The organism is Roseomonas alba (assembly GCF_019430885.1).
GTDB lineage: Bacteria > Pseudomonadota > Alphaproteobacteria > Acetobacterales > Acetobacteraceae > Neoroseomonas > Neoroseomonas alba.
The window spans coordinates 483,842-503,817 of record NZ_JAHYBZ010000004.1; the positions used below are offsets into that span (position 1 = coordinate 483,842).

Sequence of the window (19,976 nt, forward strand, 5' to 3'; positions counted from 1 at the left end):
AAGACCGATGCCGGACACCCAGGTCACCGATCGCCCCAAGACGGATTGGATCACCGCCGCCGATGCCGTGGGGCGCGAGATCGCCGCCACCACCGCGCGTCATGACGAGGAGGACAGCTTCGTCGAGGAAGGCTTCCGCGCACTGAAGCGGGCGGGCTTCTTCAAGGCGCTGGTGCCGGCAGAACTCGGTGGGCTCGGCGCCGACTACCGGGAGATGTGCGGAGCGATCCGGCGTCTCGGGAGCTATTGCGGATCGACCGCCCTCGCCTTCTCGATGCATGCGCATCTGGTCGCCGTGCCGGCCTGGCGCTGGCGGCACGAACAGGCGCCGGTGGAAGGCCTGCTGAAGCGCGTCGCCGCCGAGGACCTGGTGCTGATCTCGAGCGGCGGATCGGACTGGCTGCCGAGCAACGGCCATGCCGAGAAGGTCGAGGGCGGCTTCCGCGTCACTGCGAAGAAGGTGTTCTCCAGCGGCTGCCAGATGGGCGACCTGCTGGTGACCAGCGCGATCCACGATGACCCGGAGAAGGGCCCGACCGTGCTGCACTTCGCCGTGCCCTTCAAGGCGGAGGGCGTGCGGCGGCTCGATACCTGGCGGGTGCTGGGGATGCGCGGGACGGGGTCGCACGACGTGGCGCTGGAGGGTGTCTTCGTGCCCGATGCGGCAATCGTCGCGCGGCGCGAGCCAGGCAAGTGGCACATGCTGTTCCACCACATCTTCGTCATCGCCTTCCCGCTGGTCTATTCGGCCTATCTCGGCGTGGCAGAGGGGGCGCGGAACCACGCGCTGGAGATCGCGCGCGCCAGGCCGAAGACCCATGCGCTGACGGTCGCGGCCGGGCGGATGGAGAATGCCTTCCTGCAGGCGGAGATCGGGCTCGACCGCATGATCGCCATCGCAGAGACCGAGGCGCCGGGACCCGAGCGCACCAGCCGCTCGGCCATGGCGCATACCATCACCGCCCAGGCCGCCATCGCGACGGTGGAACGCGCCATGGAGATGGTCGGCGGCGCGTCCTTCTACCGGGACCTGGGGCTGGAGCGCGCCTTCCGCGACGTGCAGGGCGCGCGTTTCCATCCGCTGCAGGAATTGCCGCAGCTCGAACTCACCGGCCGCATGGCGTTGGGGATGGGCATCGACGGTTGACGGGACGCGCAGAGGGGTGCGTATCCCGCGCCCCTCTGCGCCGGATTAGCGCCCTGCCGTGCGGGGAGGGCGACGCGGACGGTTCCAGGGCGGCAGGCCACGGCCTGCCGCCTTTCCGGCGTCGCCACGGGACTGCCTGGCGGGTCGCCGGCGCCAGCCTTGCATCGTCAAGTGCCACGCGTGATTTGGCTTGAATTGCGGAAAGATCCTGCAACGCACAAATTCTTGATGAGAATCAATACGAATATCATTGAATGAAATTTGGCGAAATTATTAGTTGAATTATCGAAACGATGATCTTCTGTTGTTTTCTAAATGAAATCACTTTTTCGTGCTTTTCTTCTACTTAATACATTTTGGATAATGAATAGGAATGTTTGGAATCAATTATCCGATCTGAATCTCTCCGATTTCCATCGACCGCACATCTCTTGGTTGTCCTACACTTCGTGCAGAATCTATTATTTTCAATATCTTATTGTGGCATAATGAGTCACCGATGAGCTGGCACTCTCCTCATATCGATGAAAATATTTCCGCTTCTCGGTGAATTTTGACTCTCTCTATATTCATCTCTGGCGCAACGGTTCAGGCGATTTCTTCTATTTCCTACCGGCGGCATCAATCGAGGACACCCGAAGGGTCCGTCGGAGGGACCGGTTGCGTCGGTGTTTTTTGTTCCGATAACGAACCAATACGGAGAAACGCGCCATGGCCTACGCATTCGATGCGAAGAACAGCACGAAGTTCTTCCTGACCGGGACAAGCGGCAACGATTCGATCAACCTCAGTGACAACATCATCCAGGGCACCGAAGTTGATCCCCCCCTTCCGCAGGATGTTGATCTCCTCGCGGGTGGCATCGGTTTCTTCCGCCAGATCAAAATCACGGGTTATGAGGGGAACGATACCGTCACCGCCGGCAATGCCGTGCTGGCGAAGCTCATCGCCGATGGCGGCGACGGCAATGACTGGCTCGAAGGCGGCAGCAACGCCGACAAGCTGATGGGCGGCGCCGGATTGAACTACCTCAATGGCTATGACGGCAACGACACCATCACCGCCGGCAACGACAGCGACACCATCCTCGGCGGCAGCGGGATGGATTTGATCATGGGCGGCGGCGGCGACAACCTCGTGCAGGGGGAGGACGGGAACGACACCATCACGACCAATGGCGATCGGGACACGATCAGCGGCGGCATCGGCGACGACATCATCAACGCCGGCAGCGGTGCGAATTCGGTCCTCGGCGGCACCGGCAACGACAGCCTCTGGGCCAATGGCGGCAACGACACCATCGACGGCGGTGCGGGCAACGACACCATCGCCGCGGGCGACGGCCACAACAGCATCCTCGGCGGCACCGAAGACGACAGCATCGTCTCGGGCACCGGCAACGACACCATCAGCGGCGGCACCGGCAATGACTCGATCGACGCCGGCGACGGCAACAACACCGTGCTGGGCATGGCCGGCAGCGACACCATCACGACCGGCGATGGTGACGACACCATCAATGGCAATGGCGATAGCGACGTCATCAACGCCGGTGACGGGAACAACCTCGTCTATGGCGGAATCGGCCACGATCTGATCACAACCGGGTCGGGCAATGACACGATCGCCTCCGGCGAAGGCAACGACACCGTCACCTCGGGCGCCGGCAACGACGTCCTGACGGATGGCAGCGGCAATGACATGATGAGTTCGGGCGAGGGCTCGGACACGATCATGGCCGGCGCCGGCAACGACACCATCGACCCGGGCAGTGGCGAGGACACCATCTCCGACGGCACCGGGGCGGACCGGGTCCTGCTCTCCGACGGTGACAACGACCGCGTCAACAACACCAAGGATGGCGGCGCGGACGTCTTCATCTGGTCCGAGCTCCACGAACCCGGCGCGAGCGGCCCCGAATGGGACAGTCTCGCCTATTTCGACGTGATCTCCGCCTCCCATGACCAGCTCGACCTGTCGCAGCTGGGCAACGGCCTGGTCGCCGATGTCTATGGCTCGGCCGGGGATAGCGGGGCCTTCGTCGTCTACAAGGACCTCGACGCCCGCGATGCCGGCGATGCCAGCCTGGTGATCGAGTGGGACAACGGCACGCCGCTCGAGAAGATCAACATCGGCATCCAGTCCGGCGCCGATATCCGCATCGGCTTCGGCTGGAAGGTCTTCGACGCGGTCAGCGGGGACAGCATCATCTGATGGCCGCGTGATCGGAACGCGGCCGCCGCCCCAGCCCCCCGGGCGGCCGCTTCCTCCGCGCCGGCGGGACGTCATCCCGTCCGGCCGGCGCGGATCATGCGTCGAGGGCTTCCGCCTCGATGCTCGCCGCATTCTCCTGGATGAACTGGAAGCGCAACTCCGGCTTGCGGCCCATCAGCGCCTCGATGCGATCGGAGGTGCGGGCGCGGTCCTCGGGCGGCAGGATCACCCGCAGCAGCGTGCGCTTCTTCGGGTCCATGGTGGTCTCCTTCAACGAGGCCGGCGGCATTTCGCCCAGGCCCTTGAATCGGCTGACCTCGACCTTCTGGTTCGCCTTGAAGCGCGCCTTCAGCACGCGCTCGCGATCGGCATCGTCCATCGCATAGACGGACACGCCACCGGCCTGCAGGCGATAGAGCGGCGGCTGCGCCAGGAAGACCCGGCCCTGCCGCACCAGCTCGGGCAGTTCCTTGTAGAAGAAGGTCATCAGCAACGCGGCGATATGCGCGCCGTCGACATCAGCGTCGGTCATGATGACGACGCGGCCGTAGCGCAGCCTGGCGATGTCGAAGCGGTCGCCGACGCCGCAGCCCAGCGCCTCGATCAGGTCCTTCAGTTCCTGGTTCTGGCGCAGTTTCTCGGTCGACGCGCTCGCGACGTTGAGGATCTTGCCGCGCAGCGGCAGCACGGCCTGGGTCTCGCGGTCGCGCGCCTGCTTCGCCGAACCGCCGGCCGAATCGCCCTCGACCAGGAACAGCTCCGTCCCCTCGGCGCTTTCGCGCGAGCAATCGGCGAGCTTGCCCGGCAGGCGCAGCTTGCGCGTCGCGGTCTTGCGCGGCGTGTCCTTCTCGGCGCGGCGGCGCAGGCGTTCCTCGGCACGCTCGATCGCGAAGGCGAGGAGATTGTCCGCAGTCGCGGGATCGCCCGCGAGCCAATGGTCGAAATGGTCGCGCAGCGCGTTCTCGACGAGCTTCGCTGCCTCCGGGCTGCTCAGCTTGTCCTTGGTCTGACCCTGGAACTGCGGCTCGCGCACGAAGACGGACAGCATGCCGGCAAGCCCGCCGAGCAGATCCTCGGCCGTCACATTGGCCGCACGCTTCTCCTTCTTCAGTTCGCCATAGGCGCGCAGGCCCTTCACCAGCGCGGCGCGAAAGCCCGCTTCGTGGGTGCCGCCCTGCGGGGTCGGGATGGTGTTGGCGTAGGTGTTGAGGAAGCCGTCGCCGCGCTCGACCCAGGTCGCCGCCCATTCGACGCGGCCGGCGCCATCCGGGAAATCCGCTTGGCCGGCCCAGGGCGCGGGCACGACGGTCGCCTGGCCCTCGATGGCCGAAGCGAGGAAATCGGACAGGCCGCCGGGGAAGTGCAACACCGCCTCGGCGGGCGTGTCGTCCTTGATCAGCGATGGGTCGCAGGACCAGCGGATCTCGACGCCGCGGAACAGATAGGCCTTGGAGCGGCAGAAGCGGAACAGCCGCGCCGGACGAAATTCCAGCGCGCCGAAGATCTCCGGGTCCGGCTTGAAGCGGATGGTGGTGCCTCGGCGGTTCTGCACCGCCCCGGCATTCTTCAACTTGGTGACCGGCTTGCCGCGTTCATAGGCTTGGCTGAACAGCATGCGGTCGCGCGCGACCTCCACCTCCAGCCGCTCGGCCAGCGCATTCACCACCGAGGAGCCGACGCCGTGCAGGCCGCCCGAGGTATCATACGCCTTGCCCGAGAACTTCCCGCCCGAATGCAGCGTGGTGAGGATCACCTCCAGCGCCGAGAGCTTCGGGAACTTCGGATGCGGATCGACCGGAATGCCGCGGCCATTGTCGCGCACCGTGATCCAGTTGCCCGGGGCGAGCGTCACCTCGATGCGGTCGGCATGGCCGGCCACCGCCTCGTCCATCGCATTATCGATGACCTCGGCCGCGAGGTGGTGCAGCGCATTCTCGTCCGTGCCGCCGATATACATGCCCGGGCGCCGGCGAACGGGCTCCAGCCCCTCCAGCACCTCGATGTCCTTGGCCGAATAGCCTTCGCTCTGCCCGGCGGCGCCTTTCCGCGCGCCGCCCCGGCCGAACAGATCGTTCATGTCTTGTTCCCTTGATGCCGGGCAGAATACCGGCCGGCGCCGCAGGAAACAACGCAGGCGGCGATTCGAACCTGCTCAGAGTCGGTTTGGAGACGCGACAGGTCGCACTTCCGCGTCCGTCACCGGCCCGCACCCCCACCCGGCCACCCACGTCAGCAAACTGGAGTGGGTGGCCGGGTGGGGGTGCGGGCCGGTGACAGATCTTTCAAACGGTCTCTCAGGCCCCCAGTTCGAAGCCCGAAACTGCCGCATCCCGCGCCAGAGCGAGGCTCTCGGCGAAATTGTCGCGCTTGGCGATGTTCGTCGCCGCAAGTTGCCGGACCGGCGAACTACCTGCGGCCGCGGGCGCGACGGGCTCGGCGATCTGGAAGGCCCCGGCCGGCGCATAGCCGCGCAACCCCTGCCCTTCCACCAGCGCGAAGCCCGACTGGGCGGGGCGCACCGTCACGGACTGGCCGGTCGGGACGCGGCCGATCTCGGGCGCGCCGGCCTCTGGCCGCAGACGCAGGGACACGGTGGCGGCGGCGACCACGCGCCGCGTCGGCCCGGTGTTCGCGCGGGCTCGCCGGGCCGCCGCGGCCGTGCCGGGCGCGGCGGCTTCCAGCGCCGGCTCGCGCTGGCGGGCGCGGGCTTCCATGGCGTCCAACACGGCCTGGGCGCGGGCCAGATCCCGCGCCAGGCGCGCCCGCAGCGCCGCCATGCGGGATTCCGCCGTCGCCTGGGGCACGCGATTGGCGGCATATTCGGCACGGATCGTCCGCGCCTCGATCCAGCGGCAATAGAGCAGCGCATCGAAGGCGATCTGCAGCGCGTCGAGATCGGCATTCTCCTGCCGCAGCGTCGCGTCGAACCCGGCGCCGCCGGCGGCGCCCCGGCTGAAATCTGTGGGTACGGTGCCGCGCGGCATCTGCCCCGGCTCCGTCCAGCGGCCGCCCGCCGTCCCGGCCCCGCCGAGGAAGGCGTCGCCGGAGCTGTTGAAGCTCGTTGACTGGGTGCGGCAACCCTCACCCGCATCCGCATCGGGACGCAGGCCAGCGCAGCCGAGCAGAAGCAGCGCGGCCGAGACGGGCACCGCCAGCAGCAGGGGCGGGACGTGCAGGGCGCGGGTCAGCGGAGTGTTCCCAGCGTCTGCTCCATCAACCATTGCGGGCCAGGCTGTGTGTGAATCGCGGTGGCGCGATCGCGCCGCCACGCGTTGAAGACGCCCCTGATGCTGTCCATGGCCATGGCCCTGGCTCTCCCTGCCCCGCGATTGGGGCAGGATGGAATGGGCAGGGCATGCAATCAAGCCGCGCCGCCGGGCGGGAAGGCCGCCTCCGCCCGGCGGATGAAACGCTTCAGCCGAGATGCGCCTCGAGCATCCAGAGCTGCTTGTCGAGCATGCGCGACAGGCCCGTCAGCAGATCGGCCGTATCGGCGTCGCCGGCCTCGTCGGTCGTGTCGATGCCCTCGCGCACCGACTTCGCGAGCGCGGCATAGCGCGTCGTCAGCGCCTTCACATGATCGATGCCGTCACGCAGATCGGACGGATAGGGTTCGAGGCGCGTCTTCTCACCCACCGCCTGGGTCGTGCCATCCGGCGTCCCGCCGAGCTGCACCACGCGCTCGGCGATATCGTCCGTCACTTCGTTGAGCTGGTTGTAAAAATCCTCGAACAGCTTGTGCAACCCGGCGAATTGCGTGCCACGCACGGTCCAGTGCGCCATATGCGTGCTGTTGGTCAGGTCCATCGTGTCGGCAAGCGTCGCGTTGAGCACGGCGACCGCGACTTCGCGCGCATTGGCGCCAAGGTCGTTATGCGTGTCGTGCAGCTTGGTGGATTTCGATTTGGCCATGGGGAGGCACTCCTCGATGCTTCGGGGGACGTGACCATAACGCGGAATGCAGCATTCGGCTGCACGCCCGCCCGGCCGCCCGACGACATCATCGCCGGATCTGTTGTTGGGCGGGGCGTGCGGGCCGGTGTCGGACGCGGAAATGCGCCGCGTGGCGCGTTGCCGTACAGGCTCTCAGGGCTGCACGCCGAGATAGCGCGCCGCTTGCGGTGCGCCGCCGGTGGCCTGGAACGCCGCGGCACGGGCCAGCGCGGAGCGGTCCGCAGGGTCGAGGCGACCGGCCTCGCGCAGATGCTCCGTCCAGGATTCGACTGACCACAATTCCACCCAGCGCTCGGGATGGGCGACGTCCTCCAGCAACTGCCAGCCATGCGCGCCGCTGCGCCGGCGGACATGCCGCACCTCCCGCATGGCCGCGAGGAATTCGGCGCGGCGCTTCGGGTCGATCGTGTAGCGCACCGCCTCGGTGACCCGTCCCGACTCCCCGGCGAGCACTGCGCGCAGCTCGTCGGCAGGCGCCTCGGGGCGCGGCATGGGCACGGTGGGGGCCTCGCCGGTCGGCGCAGCATCGAGGCCCCAGCCGCGCACCGCGATCGCCGCTGCGGCAGCCGTGCCAGCCGCCACCAGCAGCGCCGGCGCGATGCCGATATGCGACCCCGCCCAGCCCCACAGCACCGCGCCCAGCGTCATCGCCCCGAAGAAGCAGAGCTGATAGATGCCGATCGCCCGCGCCCGCACCCAGCCCGGCGTCGCGAACTGCGCCGCCGCCTGCAGGGTCGACGCCGCGGCGAGCCAGCCGGCCCCGAACAGCAGCATCGAGACGACGACCGGCAGCCAGTGGTTCGACAGGCCCAGAATGGCGAGCGCGAGCGCCGAGACCAGCGAGAAGACCGTCACCATCGCGCCGCGCGTCGGCAGCCGCACGCGCAGCGAAGGCAGGGCGAACCCGGTCGCGACCGCGCCCACGCCCATCGCGCCGAGCATCATCCCATAGGCCTCGGGTCCCAGGCCGAGCCGGCCGCGCACCACCAGCGGCAGCATCCCCCACACCGCCGAGGTAAAGAAGAAGAACACCACCGCGCGCAGGATGGTCGCGCGCATCGCGGGGCTCGCCATGACGAAGCGCAGCCCGGCGCGCATGGCACCGAGGAAGTGCTCGGGCGGCATCGGATTGACCGGCGCCTCGCGTTTCCAGAACAGCAGCGCCAGCAGCAGGGACAGGAAGCACAGCGCGTTGAGCGCGAAGGCCGCCCCGGTCCCCGCCAGCGCGATGGCGAAGCCGCCGATCGCCGGACCGACCGCACGCGACAGGTTGAAGCCGATGCCGTTCAGCGCGATGGCCTGCACCAGGTCCTCGCGCGGCACCAGTTCCGGCGTCGTCGCGGCCCAGGCGGGGAAATTCAGCGCATTGCCCATGCCGATGCAGAAGGTGAAGAACAACAGGCCCCATGGGCCGATCCAGCCGGCCCAGGTCAGCAGCGCGAGCATCGCGGCGACCGAGAGCACCCAGGCCTGCGCGCCGATCAGGTAGGTGCGGCGGTCGATGATGTCCGCCGCCGCCCCGGCCGGTAGGGCCATCAGAAAGACCGGCAGCATCGAGGCCGCCTGCACCGCGCTCACCATGGCGGGCGAGGGATCGAGGCTGGTCATCATCCAGGCCGCCCCGGTGTTCTGGACCCAGAGACCGATATTGGCTGCGAGGTTGGCCCACCAGAGCAGCCGGAAGGCCGGGTGGCGAAGCGGAGCGAAAGCTAGGGGCATCGGCCCAAACTGGCAGAAGGTGCCGGCGGCGGGAACGGGTTTGCACGCTGGCCCGTCATGCGCCGCCTGGGCTAGCCTGCCGCGATGGCCAAGCGCATCGCGACCTATGCCGAGTTCTGGCCCTACTACCTGCGGGAGCACGCCAATCCGGTGACGCGGGCGGTGCACGCCTTCGGCACGGCGGTCGCCGTGCTGCTGATGGTTGCCGGGCTCCTGTTCGGACCCTGGTGGCTGGTCCTGCTGGCGGTGGTCGCCGGCTACGCCTTCGCCTGGGGCAGCCATATGCTGGTCGAGCAAAACCGGCCGGCCACCTTCACCTACCCGACCTGGTCGCTGATTTCCGATTTCCGCATGGCCTGGCTGATGGCAACGGGGCGCCTGGGGCCCGAGTTGGAGAAAGCCGGCGTTCCCTAGGGAGACGCCGCGCCGGCTGAGACCGCCGAGCCGTGCTGATGACCTCGTCATCCACGGGGCGAACGGTATGGCGCGCGGAGTTGGTGGGGCGGCCGCGCGCGAAACCAGGACTCTGATACCGAGTCAGCCGAAAGGCTGGCTGGTATGAGACCACCTTCGCGGCGGGAAACGGATTGGCCCGCGCAGGACCGCCGAGCGAAGCTGGTGGCTGCGGCATCACCGCCAGGAAGAAGAAAAATCTTTCCTGCATGACGCCTATTGCGAGGCTCTGGAGAACATACTTTCTCTCCCGGTGATCAAAGACCGGACCGCCCGATGCCCCAGATCTTCGTCATCCATGAGAACGACGCCTGGCTCGCCCCGCTGCGTGCCTCTTTCGCCGCCGCCGGCCTCGCCCATGAGGAATGGCTGCTCGACCGCGGCGTGCTCGACCTGACGCGGCCGCCGCCAGCGGGCGTCTTCTACAACCGCATGTCCGCCTCCTCGCACACCCGCGGCCACACCTACGCGCCGGAATACGCGGCGGCCGTCATCGAATGGCTGGAACGCCACGGCCGCACTGTGGTGAACGGGCGCCGCGCCTTGCAGCTCGAAGTCTCCAAGGTCGCGCAATACGAGGCGCTGGCCGCCTTCGGCATGCCGACCCCGGCGACCCTCGCCGCGATCGGCGAGGAACACATCCGCGAGGCCGCCGCGCATCTCGGCTTCCCGCTCATCCTGAAGCACAACCGCGCCGGCAAGGGGCTCGGCGTGCAGTTGGTGCGCAGCGCCGCTGCCCTCGAGGAAGCGGTCGCGCGCCTCGCCGCCGACGAGGACCCCTACGCCCGGCCGCGCGACGGCATCTGGCTCGTGCAGCGCTACATCGCCGCCCCCGAACCCTTCATCACCCGCGCCGAATTCGTCGGCGGCAAGTTCCTCTACGCCGTCCGCGTCGATACCTCGGAGGGCTTCCAGCTCTGCCCGGCCGATGCCTGCGCCATCGAGGACGGCGCAGTCTGCCCGGCCGTCGCGCCGGGCGAGAAGTTCCGCATCCTCGACGGCTTCACCCATCCGTTGATCCCGCGCATGGAGGCCTTCCTTGCCGCCAACGGCATCGGCGTCGGGGCCATCGAATTCATCACGGATGCCGAGGGGCAGACCTTCGCCTACGACGTCAACACCAACACCAACTACAACCCCGAGGCCGAACGCCGGGCCGGGATCTCGGCCACCGATGCGGTGGTGCGGCACCTCGCCGGGCTACTGCAACCGGCGGCGCAGGCGGCGTGACGATGCGCCGCGCCCTGCTCGGCCTGCTCGCGGGCCTCGCCTTCGCCACCCCTGCCCTCGCTGAGGACGCGTCCCATGATGCCCGCCCGATCCGCTGGCTGGTCGGCCTGCCGGCCGGCAGCGGGCCGGACATCCTGACGCGCGTGCTGGCCGAGCGACTTTCGCCGAAGCTCGGCCGACCGATCGTCATCGAGAACCGGCCGGGTGCGGCAGGCAACCTCGCCGCGCAGGCGCTCGCCCGCGCGCCGGCGGACGGGTCGACGCTCGGCACGTTGCTGGCGGCGACGGTGTCGATCAACCGGCATCTCTACCGCGACCTCGGCTTCGATCCGTCGAAGGACTTCACGCCGATCAGCCACTTCGCCTCCTTCCCCGGCGTGCTGCTGGTGCATCCCTCCGTGCCGGTGGAGACGCTGGACGAATTCACCACCTGGGCACGGGCGCAGCCGCAGGCGCCGCTCTGCGCCACGGGCGGGGCGGGGGTGGTGCCTCATCTCGCCCTCGCCTGGCTGATGCGTGAGATCGGGTCGCGCTGCGAGTTCGTGCATTACCGCGGTAGCCCGGACGCGCAGCGGGACCTGATCGCCGGACGCGTGCCGGTGCTGATGGACGGGTTGCCGACCTCGCTGCCGGGCCTGTTGGCCGGGCAGACCCGCGGCGTGGCCGTCACCTCCCTGCAACCGAGCCATCTGGCGCCGGACCTGCCCACCATCGCGGCCCGCCTGCCGGGCTTCGAGGCGCTGTCCTGGATCGCCGTCGGCGCGCCGGCCGGCCTGCCGGAACCGATTGCCGCGCGAATCGAGACCGCGGTGGCCGAGGCGATGACCGACCCGGCGCTGATCACGCGGTTCCAGGCCCTGGGCGTGGAGCCGGCGGCCTCGGGCCGGGAGGCACTCGCGGCACGCATCGCGACCGAGGATGCACGCTGGGGCGCGCTGATCCGCGAGGTCGGAATCACGCTGGAGTAGGCTCCGGTAACACCGGGGGGCAGGAACCGGAGGGGCTCTGCCCCTCCGGACCACCCCGCCAGGTGGCTGGGCCACCTGGACCGCAGGCGCTTGGCGCCGGGCACCACGGGTATAATGCATCCCCGCGGCGCGCTCCGTGCGCAATGGCGCGTCTCTGCACCCAATCCTGACAACGGCACCCGGCGCCACGTCATGGTTTCCGAAGGCCCTGTGGCCGATAGGTCCCCATTGATGTTGCGAGGCGACGTCAATGGGATCCCGTGGCCGGGAGAGGTTTGGAGAGAAGGGCAGAGCCCCTCTCCATTCGCCAATGGGCTCGTGCCCATGGGCCAAAGCCGCCAGCTCCTCCGCGGCGGCCCACCGCGCGACACCCTGGTCACGACGACAGCACCGGCCCTGTGTTCGCGCGCCCATCATCACCCGGCCGGCACTGCGAAAGCAGTCACGCGGCCCGCGCCGCCGGATCGCACAATTCCTGACGAGCGATTTCATGCTCGGCGACACCTGGACGTTGCGCATCCCCCACGCCGTGCATCGCGGGCCACCGATCAACTTGCCCAAGACCTGACACCCGACAGAATACTTCCTGGGATATCTGCCCATTCTGAAAGTTGAGAGTGATTGGCAATTCCATTCCTGAAAGAAAATCGAACGCCGATCATCCAAAGGGATAGGAGGAACACGAGGATCGAGCGATATAGACTGTCCTCAGCACCGCACTCCGTGCGCCACTGATCTCAAGGACGCCCGATGTTCGCTTTCCTCGGCAATCGAAAGCCCTTCTCGCAGCTTTCGGAGAAGGAAATCCTCGCCCTCGCCATCTCCTCGGAGGAGGACGATGCGCGCATCTACGCCAGCTATGCCGAGCGGCTGCGCCACGACTTCCCCGCCACCGCCGCGATGTTCGACGACATGGTGACGGAGGAGGACGGCCATCGCCGTTCCCTGATCGCCGATTTCGAGCGCCGCTTCGGCAATACCATTCCGCTGATCCGGCGCGAGCACGTCGCCGGCTACTATTCGCGCCGCCCCATCTGGCTGGTGGAGAATCTCGGCGTCGACCGCATCCGCCAGGAAGCCGAGCGGATGGAAGATGATGCGCGCCGCTTCTATACGGCCGCCGCCGGCCGGGCGAGCGATGCGGGCACGCGCAAGCTGCTCGGCGACCTCGCCCTGCAGGAGGGTGGGCATCTCGATCGCGTCGCCGCCTCCGAAGCCACGCATCTGACCCAGGATGCGCGGCAAGATGAGGACGAACGCGCCCGCCGCCAGACCCTGCTGACCTGGGTGCAGCCTGGCCTGGCGGGACTGATGGACGGGTCGGTCTCGACCCTTGCGCCGATCTTCGCGACGGCCTTCGCGACGCAGGACCCGGGCACGACCTTCGCGGTGGGTCTCGCGGCGTCGGTCGGCGCGGGCATCTCCATGGGCTTCACCGAGGCGATCCACGATGACGGCGTCATTTCGGGCCGCGGGTCGCCAATCAAGCGCGGTATCGCCTCAGGCAGCATGACGGCGCTGGGCGGGCTGGGGCATGCCCTGCCCTACCTGATCCCGTATTTCTGGACCGCGACCGCGGTGGCCTTCGTCGTGGTCTTCATCGAGCTCTGGGCCATCGCCTGGATCCAGAACCGCTTCATGGAAACGCCCTTCCTGCGGTCGGTGACGCAGGTCGTGCTCGGCGGCGCGCTGGTGCTGGCGGCGGGCATCCTGATCGGCAGCGGCTGAGACACCGGTCGGGCGGCCGACAGGCCTTGGCCGCCCGCCTTACGCGGTCAGCCAGGCCGCCATCGCCGCGTTCACGGCTTCTGGCGTTTCCATGGTTGGCAGATGCCCGGCATCGGCGAAGTGGCGCAGGCGCGCGCCGGGAATCAGCGCCGCCATCTCCGCCGCCAGTTCCGGCACGGTCAACACATCGTCCGCGCCCACGCCGACCAGGGTCGGCACCGCGATGGCGGACAAATGCGGCCGCGAATCGATGCGGTGCATGATCGCCTCCTGCTGGCGCAGGAAGGCGTCCTTGCCGACGCGCTCGGCCATGGTCATCACCTCGGTCGCGAGGGGCGTCTCCAGCCGGGCGGGATGGATCAGTTGCGGCAGCAGGCGCGGCGTCACGCCGCGGAACTGACCGGACCGCGACAGGCTGAGGAGGCCGCGCCGGCGGCGCTTCTGCTCCTCGGTATCCGCCCGCGCGCCGGTGTCGAGCAGGCAGAGCCGTGTCACCCGGCCCGGCACCTGCCGCATGATCTCGAGAGCGACATATCCGCCCATGGACAGGCCGGCGAGCGCGAAGGGGCCATCGACCGCGGCGATCGCCCGGGCCGCCATTGTCTCGATACGGTCATCCAGCGTCAGGTCGGCGACAATGGGCGCCGCAAGCGGCGCCAGCGCCGCCGCCTGGTCGCGCCAAAGCCGCGCGTCGCAAAGCAATCCGGGCAGGAGCAGCAAGGGGAGCTTCTCGGTCATCGCCTCGCTCTATCGCGGCATGGGTGGGCAGTCCATGCGCTGGGCGCGGGCCACGGGGCGCCGAAAACCTTGATCTTCGATGCAATGCGGCGCATATGCGGGGCGCTCGTGGATTGGCGGGCCGGATCGTCGGCCCCGGAGTGCGCCCCGCCGGGGCTCGGCCACCCACCGCACCACCCCGCTGGCGGCCCGTTGCGCCGGGCCCATGGAACAGAGCGAACTTGAACGAGCTTCCCCCTACGGCCGCGGAAGCGGTCGATGCCCCGGTTCAACCGGTCCTCGCCCTTGAGGCGCCAGCGGCAGATGCCGCGCCCGAGACCATCATCGCCGCCGAGGCGGCCGAGGATGTCCCGGCCGATCCCGCGCCCGCCGATGTGATCGCCGAGGCCGAGCCCGAGGACGGCGCGCCGGCGGGTCAGGCTGAGGCCTCCGCGGACGAGGCGCCGGCCCAGGCCGTTGAGGACGCCGAGGACGAAGTCCCGGAATACACCGAGGAAGAGGACGAGCCCGAGCCGGCCCGCACCACTTTCGCGGATCTCGGCCTGTCCGAGGAACTGCTCCGTGCCGTCGTCGAAGTGGGCTATGTCCATCCGACGCCGATCCAGGAAGCGGCGATCCCCTGGGTGATGATGGGCCGCGACGTGCTGGGCTGCGCCCAGACCGGCACGGGCAAGACGGCGTCCTTCGTGCTGCCGATGCTCGACATCCTCGCCGGCAGCCGGGCCAAGGCGCGCATGCCGCGCAGCCTGATCCTGGAACCGACCCGCGAGCTCGCCCTGCAGGTCGCCGAGAATTTCGAAAAATACGGCAAGTACCTCAAGCTCAACCACGCCCTGCTGATCGGCGGGGAGAGCATGAACGACCAGCGCGACGTGCTCGAAAAGGGCGTGGACGTGCTGATCGCGACGCCGGGCCGGCTGCTCGACCTGTTTGACCGCGGCCGCATCCTGATGGCGGATGTGAAGCTGCTGGTGATCGACGAGGCGGACCGCATGCTGGACATGGGGTTCATCCCCGATGTCGAGCGCATCGTCTCGATGCTCCCGGCGATGCGCCAGACACTGTTCTTCAGCGCCACCATGGCGCCCGAGATCCGGCGCCTGGCCGATGCCTTCCTGTCCAACCCGAAGGAGATCTCGGTCTCGGCGCCCGCTTCGGTGGCGACGACGATCACCGCCGGCCTCGTCTATGTCCAGCCGCATGACAAGCGCGAGGCGCTGCGGCGGATGATCCGCATCGAGCAGGTGCAGAACGCGCTGATCTTCTGCAACCGCAAGACGGATGTGGACATCCTCTACAAATCGCTGAAGAAGCACCGCTTCAGCGCCGGCGCCCTGCATGGCGACATGGACCAGGCGACCCGCTTCGCGACGCTGAATGCCTTCAAGGCGGGCGAATTGCAGCTTCTGGTATGCTCGGACGTCGCGGCGCGCGGCATCGACATCGGTGGGCTGAGCCACGTCTTCAATTTCGACGTGCCCTTCCGAGACGAGGACTACGTCCACCGCATCGGCCGCACCGGCCGTGCCGGGCGCGAGGGCCACGCGTACACCATCGCCACCGCCGATGACGCCAAGAATGTCGCGGCGATCGAAAAGCTGACCGGCAAGCCGATCCCGCGCATGGCAGTCGAGGGTCTCGACCCCGTGCCGGAGGAAGAGATCGAGGAGGCGCGCAACGCGCCGAAGGGTCGCGGCCGTGGCCGTAGTGCGTCGAGCAGCAGCGCCAAGGGCCGCAGCGGCGATCGCCGTGAGGGCGGACGCCGCGACGGCAGCCGCCGTGACGGCGCCCCGCGCGACCGTGCGCCCCGCGAACGCGACCGCGAGGAGGCCGAAGCCCGCCCGCGCCGCGAGCGCGAAGACGCCGCCGAGGCGCGCCCGCGCCGCGAGCGGGAGGACGCCGTCGAGGCCCGCCCCCGCCGCGATCGGGATCGCGACCGCGACGCCCGGATCGAGCGCGAGACCGCCGAGCCGCGGGCCGAGCGCGAGCCGCGCCGGGATCGTGACCGTGACCGCGACCGTGACCGCCGCTACCGGCAGGAGGATCTCGGCCCGCCGGTGAAGGGCTTCGGCGATGCCATCCCGGCCTTCATGCTGATCCCGCTGCCACGTCCGCGGGCGGAGAAGGCGGCGGAGCCAGCAGCGACCGAGACGGCGCCGGAGACCGAGGCGGCCTGAGCCGTCTTCACCAGCGAGTGAGAGAGGCCGGAGGACAATCAACCTCCGGCCTTAATTTTTGGCATGAAATGGGAATATTGTCCGATCCATCCGGCCTGGAGTGACTGACGATGGAGTGGAACAGGTGTTGGCCGGCCGGCGCGCCGATCTCGCGGGACCCGTCCTGGGGCGTCTGCGTGGATTTGGCGCCCGCGACCCCGCGGGCAACATACGGATTCCGTATTCTCCATTGAACGCCAACACCCCGGCAGTGGCGCCTCGCCGCCTCCCACGCTGATCATGCGCCTTTACTGGCGGCTGCTGGCCGCTTGGCCCCGTTTCCTGACGGCCGAGGAAGGTGCTGAACGCCGGCAGTGGGGGGCAGCGCCCGACGATGTGCGCGGCGCCTATCGGGCGCTGCGCAACACGCCGGCCTTCGCGGCCGCCGTTCCGCGCCTCTTTCCAGGCGAACAGGCCGACCTCCAGCGGGAGGATGGCTGGTACGGGAATTTCACCAGCAGCGCATTCGACTGGGCACGCATGGATCTGAATGACAACGGCTTATTGGAAGTCGTCCTCGTGCTCTCGGCGCCTGGCCAAGCGTGCCCTGAGGATGGCTGCCCAGGGTTCGTCATGGTGCAGGATGGCACCTCCGATGGCTGGCGCATCGCCTGCGAAATCAACAACCCCGGCTGGTCCAGGCCGGTGCGGCGGCGCCGGCGTAGCGTCGGCTGGCATTGGTTCGAAACAGGCGCCGGTCTGATCGGCTGGCGACGGGGTGCCCCAGGACGCGGCTGGCGCAGCGGTCCCGTTTGCTATCGCGCCGGGCACCCGCGGCCCTCGAGAACGGAACGGCAGTACTTGCGCGGCCTGACCGACAGTTCCGAACTCCACACCTTCAGCGAAACCGACAGCCCCTACGCCGCCGCGCTGCACGGTCTGTGGCCCGAGGATATCGGCCAGCCCCGCGGCGCCGAGGATTGGCGCCGCCGCTTCGACCCGCTCCTGCATCTGCGCTCGCTGTGGGGCGATCTGGAGCCGGTGCGGCCCGGTGCCGTGGCGCTGATGCTCGCCTCGCCGCTGCTCTGCCGCGACGGGCGCTGTCCCGTCGCCATGGTCAGCGGGGCGACCAACGCCGCGCCCCGCACCACCCTGTGCTTCTTCGACGTGCCATGGGATGCCGACGTCACCCGCCTGCCCGAACGCGACATCGGCATCCGGCGCCTTGCGATCGGTGACCGGCTGGTCGGCTGGCGCGAGGCCCCCGACAATCCGCGCGGCATCGCCTGCACCGTCACGGACCTCCCGGCGCCCGGATGACGCTCGGCCCTTGCTCCCCGTGCCGTGCCGGCGCAGATAGGCAGCGTCTTGGGGAAACGCCCCCGCCGCCAGACGAGGAGCCCGTCATGAACGTCGTCTCGAAGCCCGCCCGCGCGCAGTTCGTCTGGGACGACCCGCTGCTGCTCGACGAGGTGCTCACCGAGGACGAGCGCATGATCCGCGACAGCGCGCGCGACTTCTGCCAGGAGAAGCTGCTGCCGCGCGTGCAGGAAGCCTTCCGCAAGGAGCACTTCCACCGCGAGATCATGAACGAGTTCGGCGAGATGGGCTTCCTGGGCGCGACGCTCGACAGCCATGGCTGCGCCGGCGTCGGTTATGTCGCCTATGGCCTGATGGCGCGCGAGGTGGAGCGCGTCGATTCGGGCTACCGTTCCGCGTTCAGCGTGCAGTCCTCGCTGGTCATGTATCCGATCCACGCCTTCGGGTCGGAGGCGCAGAAGGACAAGTACCTGCCGAAGCTGCGCACCGGCGAATGGGTCGGCTGCTTCGGCCTGACCGAGCCCGATGCGGGCTCCGACCCGAATTCGATGCGCACCCGCGCCAAGAAGGTCGATGGCGGCTACATCATCAACGGCTCCAAGACCTGGATCACCAACTCCCCGATCGCCGATGTCGCTGTGGTCTGGGCGAAGGATGATGAGGGCATCCTGCGTGGCTTCGTGCTCGAACGCGGCATGAAGGGCCTCACCTTCCCCAAGATCGAGGGCAAGTTCTCGCTCCGCGCCTCGGTCACCGGCATGATCATGATGGACGATGTCTTCGTGCCGGAAGAGAACCGCCTGCCGGGCGTGAAGTCGCTCGCCGGTCCGTTCAGCTGCCTCAATCGCGCCCGTTACGGCATCGCCTGGGGTGCCATGGGTGCCGCCGAGGATTGCTGGCACCGCGCACGTGACTACACGATGAACCGCAAGATGTTCGGCAAGCCGCTGGCGCAGACGCAGCTCATCCAGAAGAAGCTCGCCGACATGATGACCGAGATCACCCTCGGCCTGCATGCGGTGCTGCGCGTCGGCCGGCTGTTCGACGAGCACAAGGTCGCGCCGGAGATGATCTCCCTGGTCAAGCGCAACAATTGCGGCAAGGCGCTCGACATCGCCCGCATGGCGCGTGACATGCACGGCGGCAACGGCATCGTCGACGAGTATCACGTGATCCGCCACATGGTGAATCTCGAGACGGTCAACACCTATGAAGGCACCCATGACGTGCACGCGCTGATCCTCGGCCGTGCGCAGACCGGGCTGAACGCCTTCGGCTGATCGCCCCGACCCGGAAAGGCCGGATCCCCGGCCTTTCCGTTTTGTCATGATCTGTTGCATCGCAGCATGACCCGCTAGGCTGGCGCGATCAGGAGAACCCGATGATCGCTCGCCGCACTCTCAGCGCCGCCGCCCTCGCGCTGCTTGCCACCCCCGCCCTCGCCCAGACCGCCTGGCCGCGCCGACCGGTGCGCCTGCTGGTGGGCTTCGCCCCGGGTGGCTTCACAGACATCGTCGCCCGCGCGGTCGCCGAGCAGTACAGCCAGATCCTGGGCGTCAACGTGGTGGTGGAAAACCGCTCCGGTGCCTCCGGCACGCTCGCGACCGATTTCGTCGCCAAGGCGCCAGCCGATGGCTCGGTGCTGCTGCTCGGCCATTCCACGCCGAACGCCGTCGCCGCCGCACTGTTCAGCAACCTCCCCTACGATCCGCTCACGGACCTGACGCCGATCGCCCAGATCGCCGTCCACCCGCATCTGCTGGTGGTCCCGGCCTCCTCCCCCCATCGCTCGACCGAGGCACTGGTCGCCGCGGCGCGCGCGCAACCGGGCAGCATCTCCTTCTCCTCGGCCGGCATCGGCTCGGTCCATCACGTCGCCTGCGCCACCCTCGCGCAGAAGGCCGGCGTCGAGTTCGTCCATGTCCCCTATCGCGGCAGCGCACCGGCGATGGCCGACCTGCTGGCCGGCCGCGTCGACATGACGATCGATGGTGTCAGCGCCGTCGCCGGTCCGATCAGCGAAGGCAAGCTGCGCCCGCTCGCCGCCGGCACCCTGGCGCGCATCGATCGCTGGCCCGACATGCCGACCCTGCAGGAACAGGGCTATGGCGAGATCGACGCCATGAGCTGGGTCGGCGTCTTCGGCCCGGCCGGCCTGCCGCCCGAGCTGGTGCAAGCCGCCGCCGCCGCTGCCGACACCGCCCTGAAGGCCGAAGGCATGCAGCGCGTGCTGCAGGCCGGCAGCTCCCTCCCCGCCACCCGGCGCGGCCAGGAATTCCGCGATTTCGTGGCGCTGGAGATCACCCGCTACCAGGCGGTGCTCGGCAACAGCCGCATCGCCCTTTGACC

At 68.5% G+C, this 19,976-nt stretch carries 15 protein-coding genes; 10 read left to right on the top strand and 5 right to left on the bottom strand.

The annotated features are described in order from the left end of the window. The first annotated feature begins 7 nt into the window (after positions 1-7). Both KPL78_RS14005 and KPL78_RS14010 read left to right on the top strand, forming a co-directional pair. Positions 8-1,147 (top strand): acyl-CoA dehydrogenase family protein, encoded by a 1,140-nt coding sequence (locus KPL78_RS14005; RefSeq protein ID WP_219763572.1) that lies wholly within the window; start codon positions 8-10, stop codon positions 1,145-1,147. A gap of 711 nt (positions 1,148-1,858) precedes the next feature. Further along, complete coding sequence (locus KPL78_RS14010) at positions 1,859-3,361, top strand: calcium-binding protein (RefSeq protein WP_219763573.1); 1,503 nt, start codon at positions 1,859-1,861, stop codon at positions 3,359-3,361. Between the two features lie 94 nt (positions 3,362-3,455). Here the strand turns inward: KPL78_RS14010 and parE are convergent, their stop codons facing one another. From parE to KPL78_RS14030, 4 genes are all read right to left on the bottom strand, one after another. Further along, on the bottom strand, positions 3,456-5,438 hold the full coding sequence (gene parE, locus KPL78_RS14015; protein WP_219763574.1) for a DNA topoisomerase IV subunit B: 1,983 nt from the start codon (positions 5,436-5,438) through the stop codon (positions 3,456-3,458). A gap of 217 nt (positions 5,439-5,655) precedes the next feature. After that, positions 5,656-6,582 carry an SH3 domain-containing protein gene (locus KPL78_RS14020; RefSeq protein ID WP_219763575.1) on the bottom strand — a complete coding sequence of 309 codons (927 nt, stop codon included), beginning with the start codon at positions 6,580-6,582 and terminating at the stop codon, positions 5,656-5,658. Between the two features lie 193 nt (positions 6,583-6,775). After that, entirely contained in the window at positions 6,776-7,273 is a 498-nt protein-coding gene (gene dps / locus KPL78_RS14025) for a DNA starvation/stationary phase protection protein Dps (protein ID WP_219763576.1), read from the bottom strand. A gap of 174 nt (positions 7,274-7,447) precedes the next feature. Further along, positions 7,448-9,034 carry an MFS transporter gene (locus tag KPL78_RS14030; RefSeq protein ID WP_219763577.1) on the bottom strand — a complete coding sequence of 529 codons (1,587 nt, stop codon included), beginning with the start codon at positions 9,032-9,034 and terminating at the stop codon, positions 7,448-7,450. An 84-nt stretch (positions 9,035-9,118) separates the two neighbouring features. On the opposite strand from KPL78_RS14030, the gene KPL78_RS14035 reads away from it, so the two are divergent. The 4 genes from KPL78_RS14035 (at position 9,119) to mbfA (ending at position 13,413) form a co-directional block, all read left to right on the top strand. Further along, entirely contained in the window at positions 9,119-9,448 is a 330-nt protein-coding gene (locus tag KPL78_RS14035; RefSeq protein ID WP_219763578.1) for an Mpo1-like protein, read from the top strand. Positions 9,449-9,763: 315 nt separating this feature from the next. Then, positions 9,764-10,717, top strand: a complete 954-nt coding sequence (locus KPL78_RS14040) for an ATP-grasp domain-containing protein (RefSeq protein WP_219763579.1) — start codon at positions 9,764-9,766, stop codon at positions 10,715-10,717. Between the two features lie 2 nt (positions 10,718-10,719). Then, entirely contained in the window at positions 10,720-11,685 is a 966-nt protein-coding gene (locus KPL78_RS14045) for a Bug family tripartite tricarboxylate transporter substrate binding protein (RefSeq protein WP_255569022.1), read from the top strand. 750 nt (positions 11,686-12,435) lie between these two features. Next, a complete protein-coding gene (gene mbfA, locus KPL78_RS14050) occupies positions 12,436-13,413 on the top strand; it encodes an iron exporter MbfA (protein ID WP_219763581.1) in 978 nt (325 codons plus the stop codon). 39 nt (positions 13,414-13,452) lie between these two features. On the opposite strand, the gene KPL78_RS14055 is transcribed toward mbfA, so the two are convergent. Further along, positions 13,453-14,151, bottom strand: coding sequence for an alpha/beta fold hydrolase (locus KPL78_RS14055; protein WP_219763582.1), 699 nt, complete (start codon positions 14,149-14,151; stop codon positions 13,453-13,455). 95 nt (positions 14,152-14,246) lie between these two features. On the opposite strand from KPL78_RS14055, the gene KPL78_RS14060 reads away from it, so the two are divergent. From KPL78_RS14060 to KPL78_RS14075, 4 genes are all read left to right on the top strand, one after another. Beyond that, entirely contained in the window at positions 14,247-16,328 is a 2,082-nt protein-coding gene (locus KPL78_RS14060; protein WP_219763583.1) for a DEAD/DEAH box helicase, read from the top strand. A 279-nt stretch (positions 16,329-16,607) separates the two neighbouring features. Continuing rightward, a complete protein-coding gene (locus tag KPL78_RS14065; protein WP_219763584.1) occupies positions 16,608-17,627 on the top strand; it encodes a hypothetical protein in 1,020 nt (339 codons plus the stop codon). 86 nt (positions 17,628-17,713) lie between these two features. Next, complete coding sequence (locus KPL78_RS14070) at positions 17,714-18,907, top strand: acyl-CoA dehydrogenase (RefSeq protein WP_219763585.1); 1,194 nt, start codon at positions 17,714-17,716, stop codon at positions 18,905-18,907. 101 nt (positions 18,908-19,008) lie between these two features. After that, the gene (locus tag KPL78_RS14075) at positions 19,009-19,974 is read left to right on the top strand and encodes a Bug family tripartite tricarboxylate transporter substrate binding protein (RefSeq protein WP_219763586.1); all 966 of its coding nucleotides are present in this window, start codon (positions 19,009-19,011) and stop codon (positions 19,972-19,974) included. Positions 19,975-19,976 lie beyond the last annotated feature (2 nt).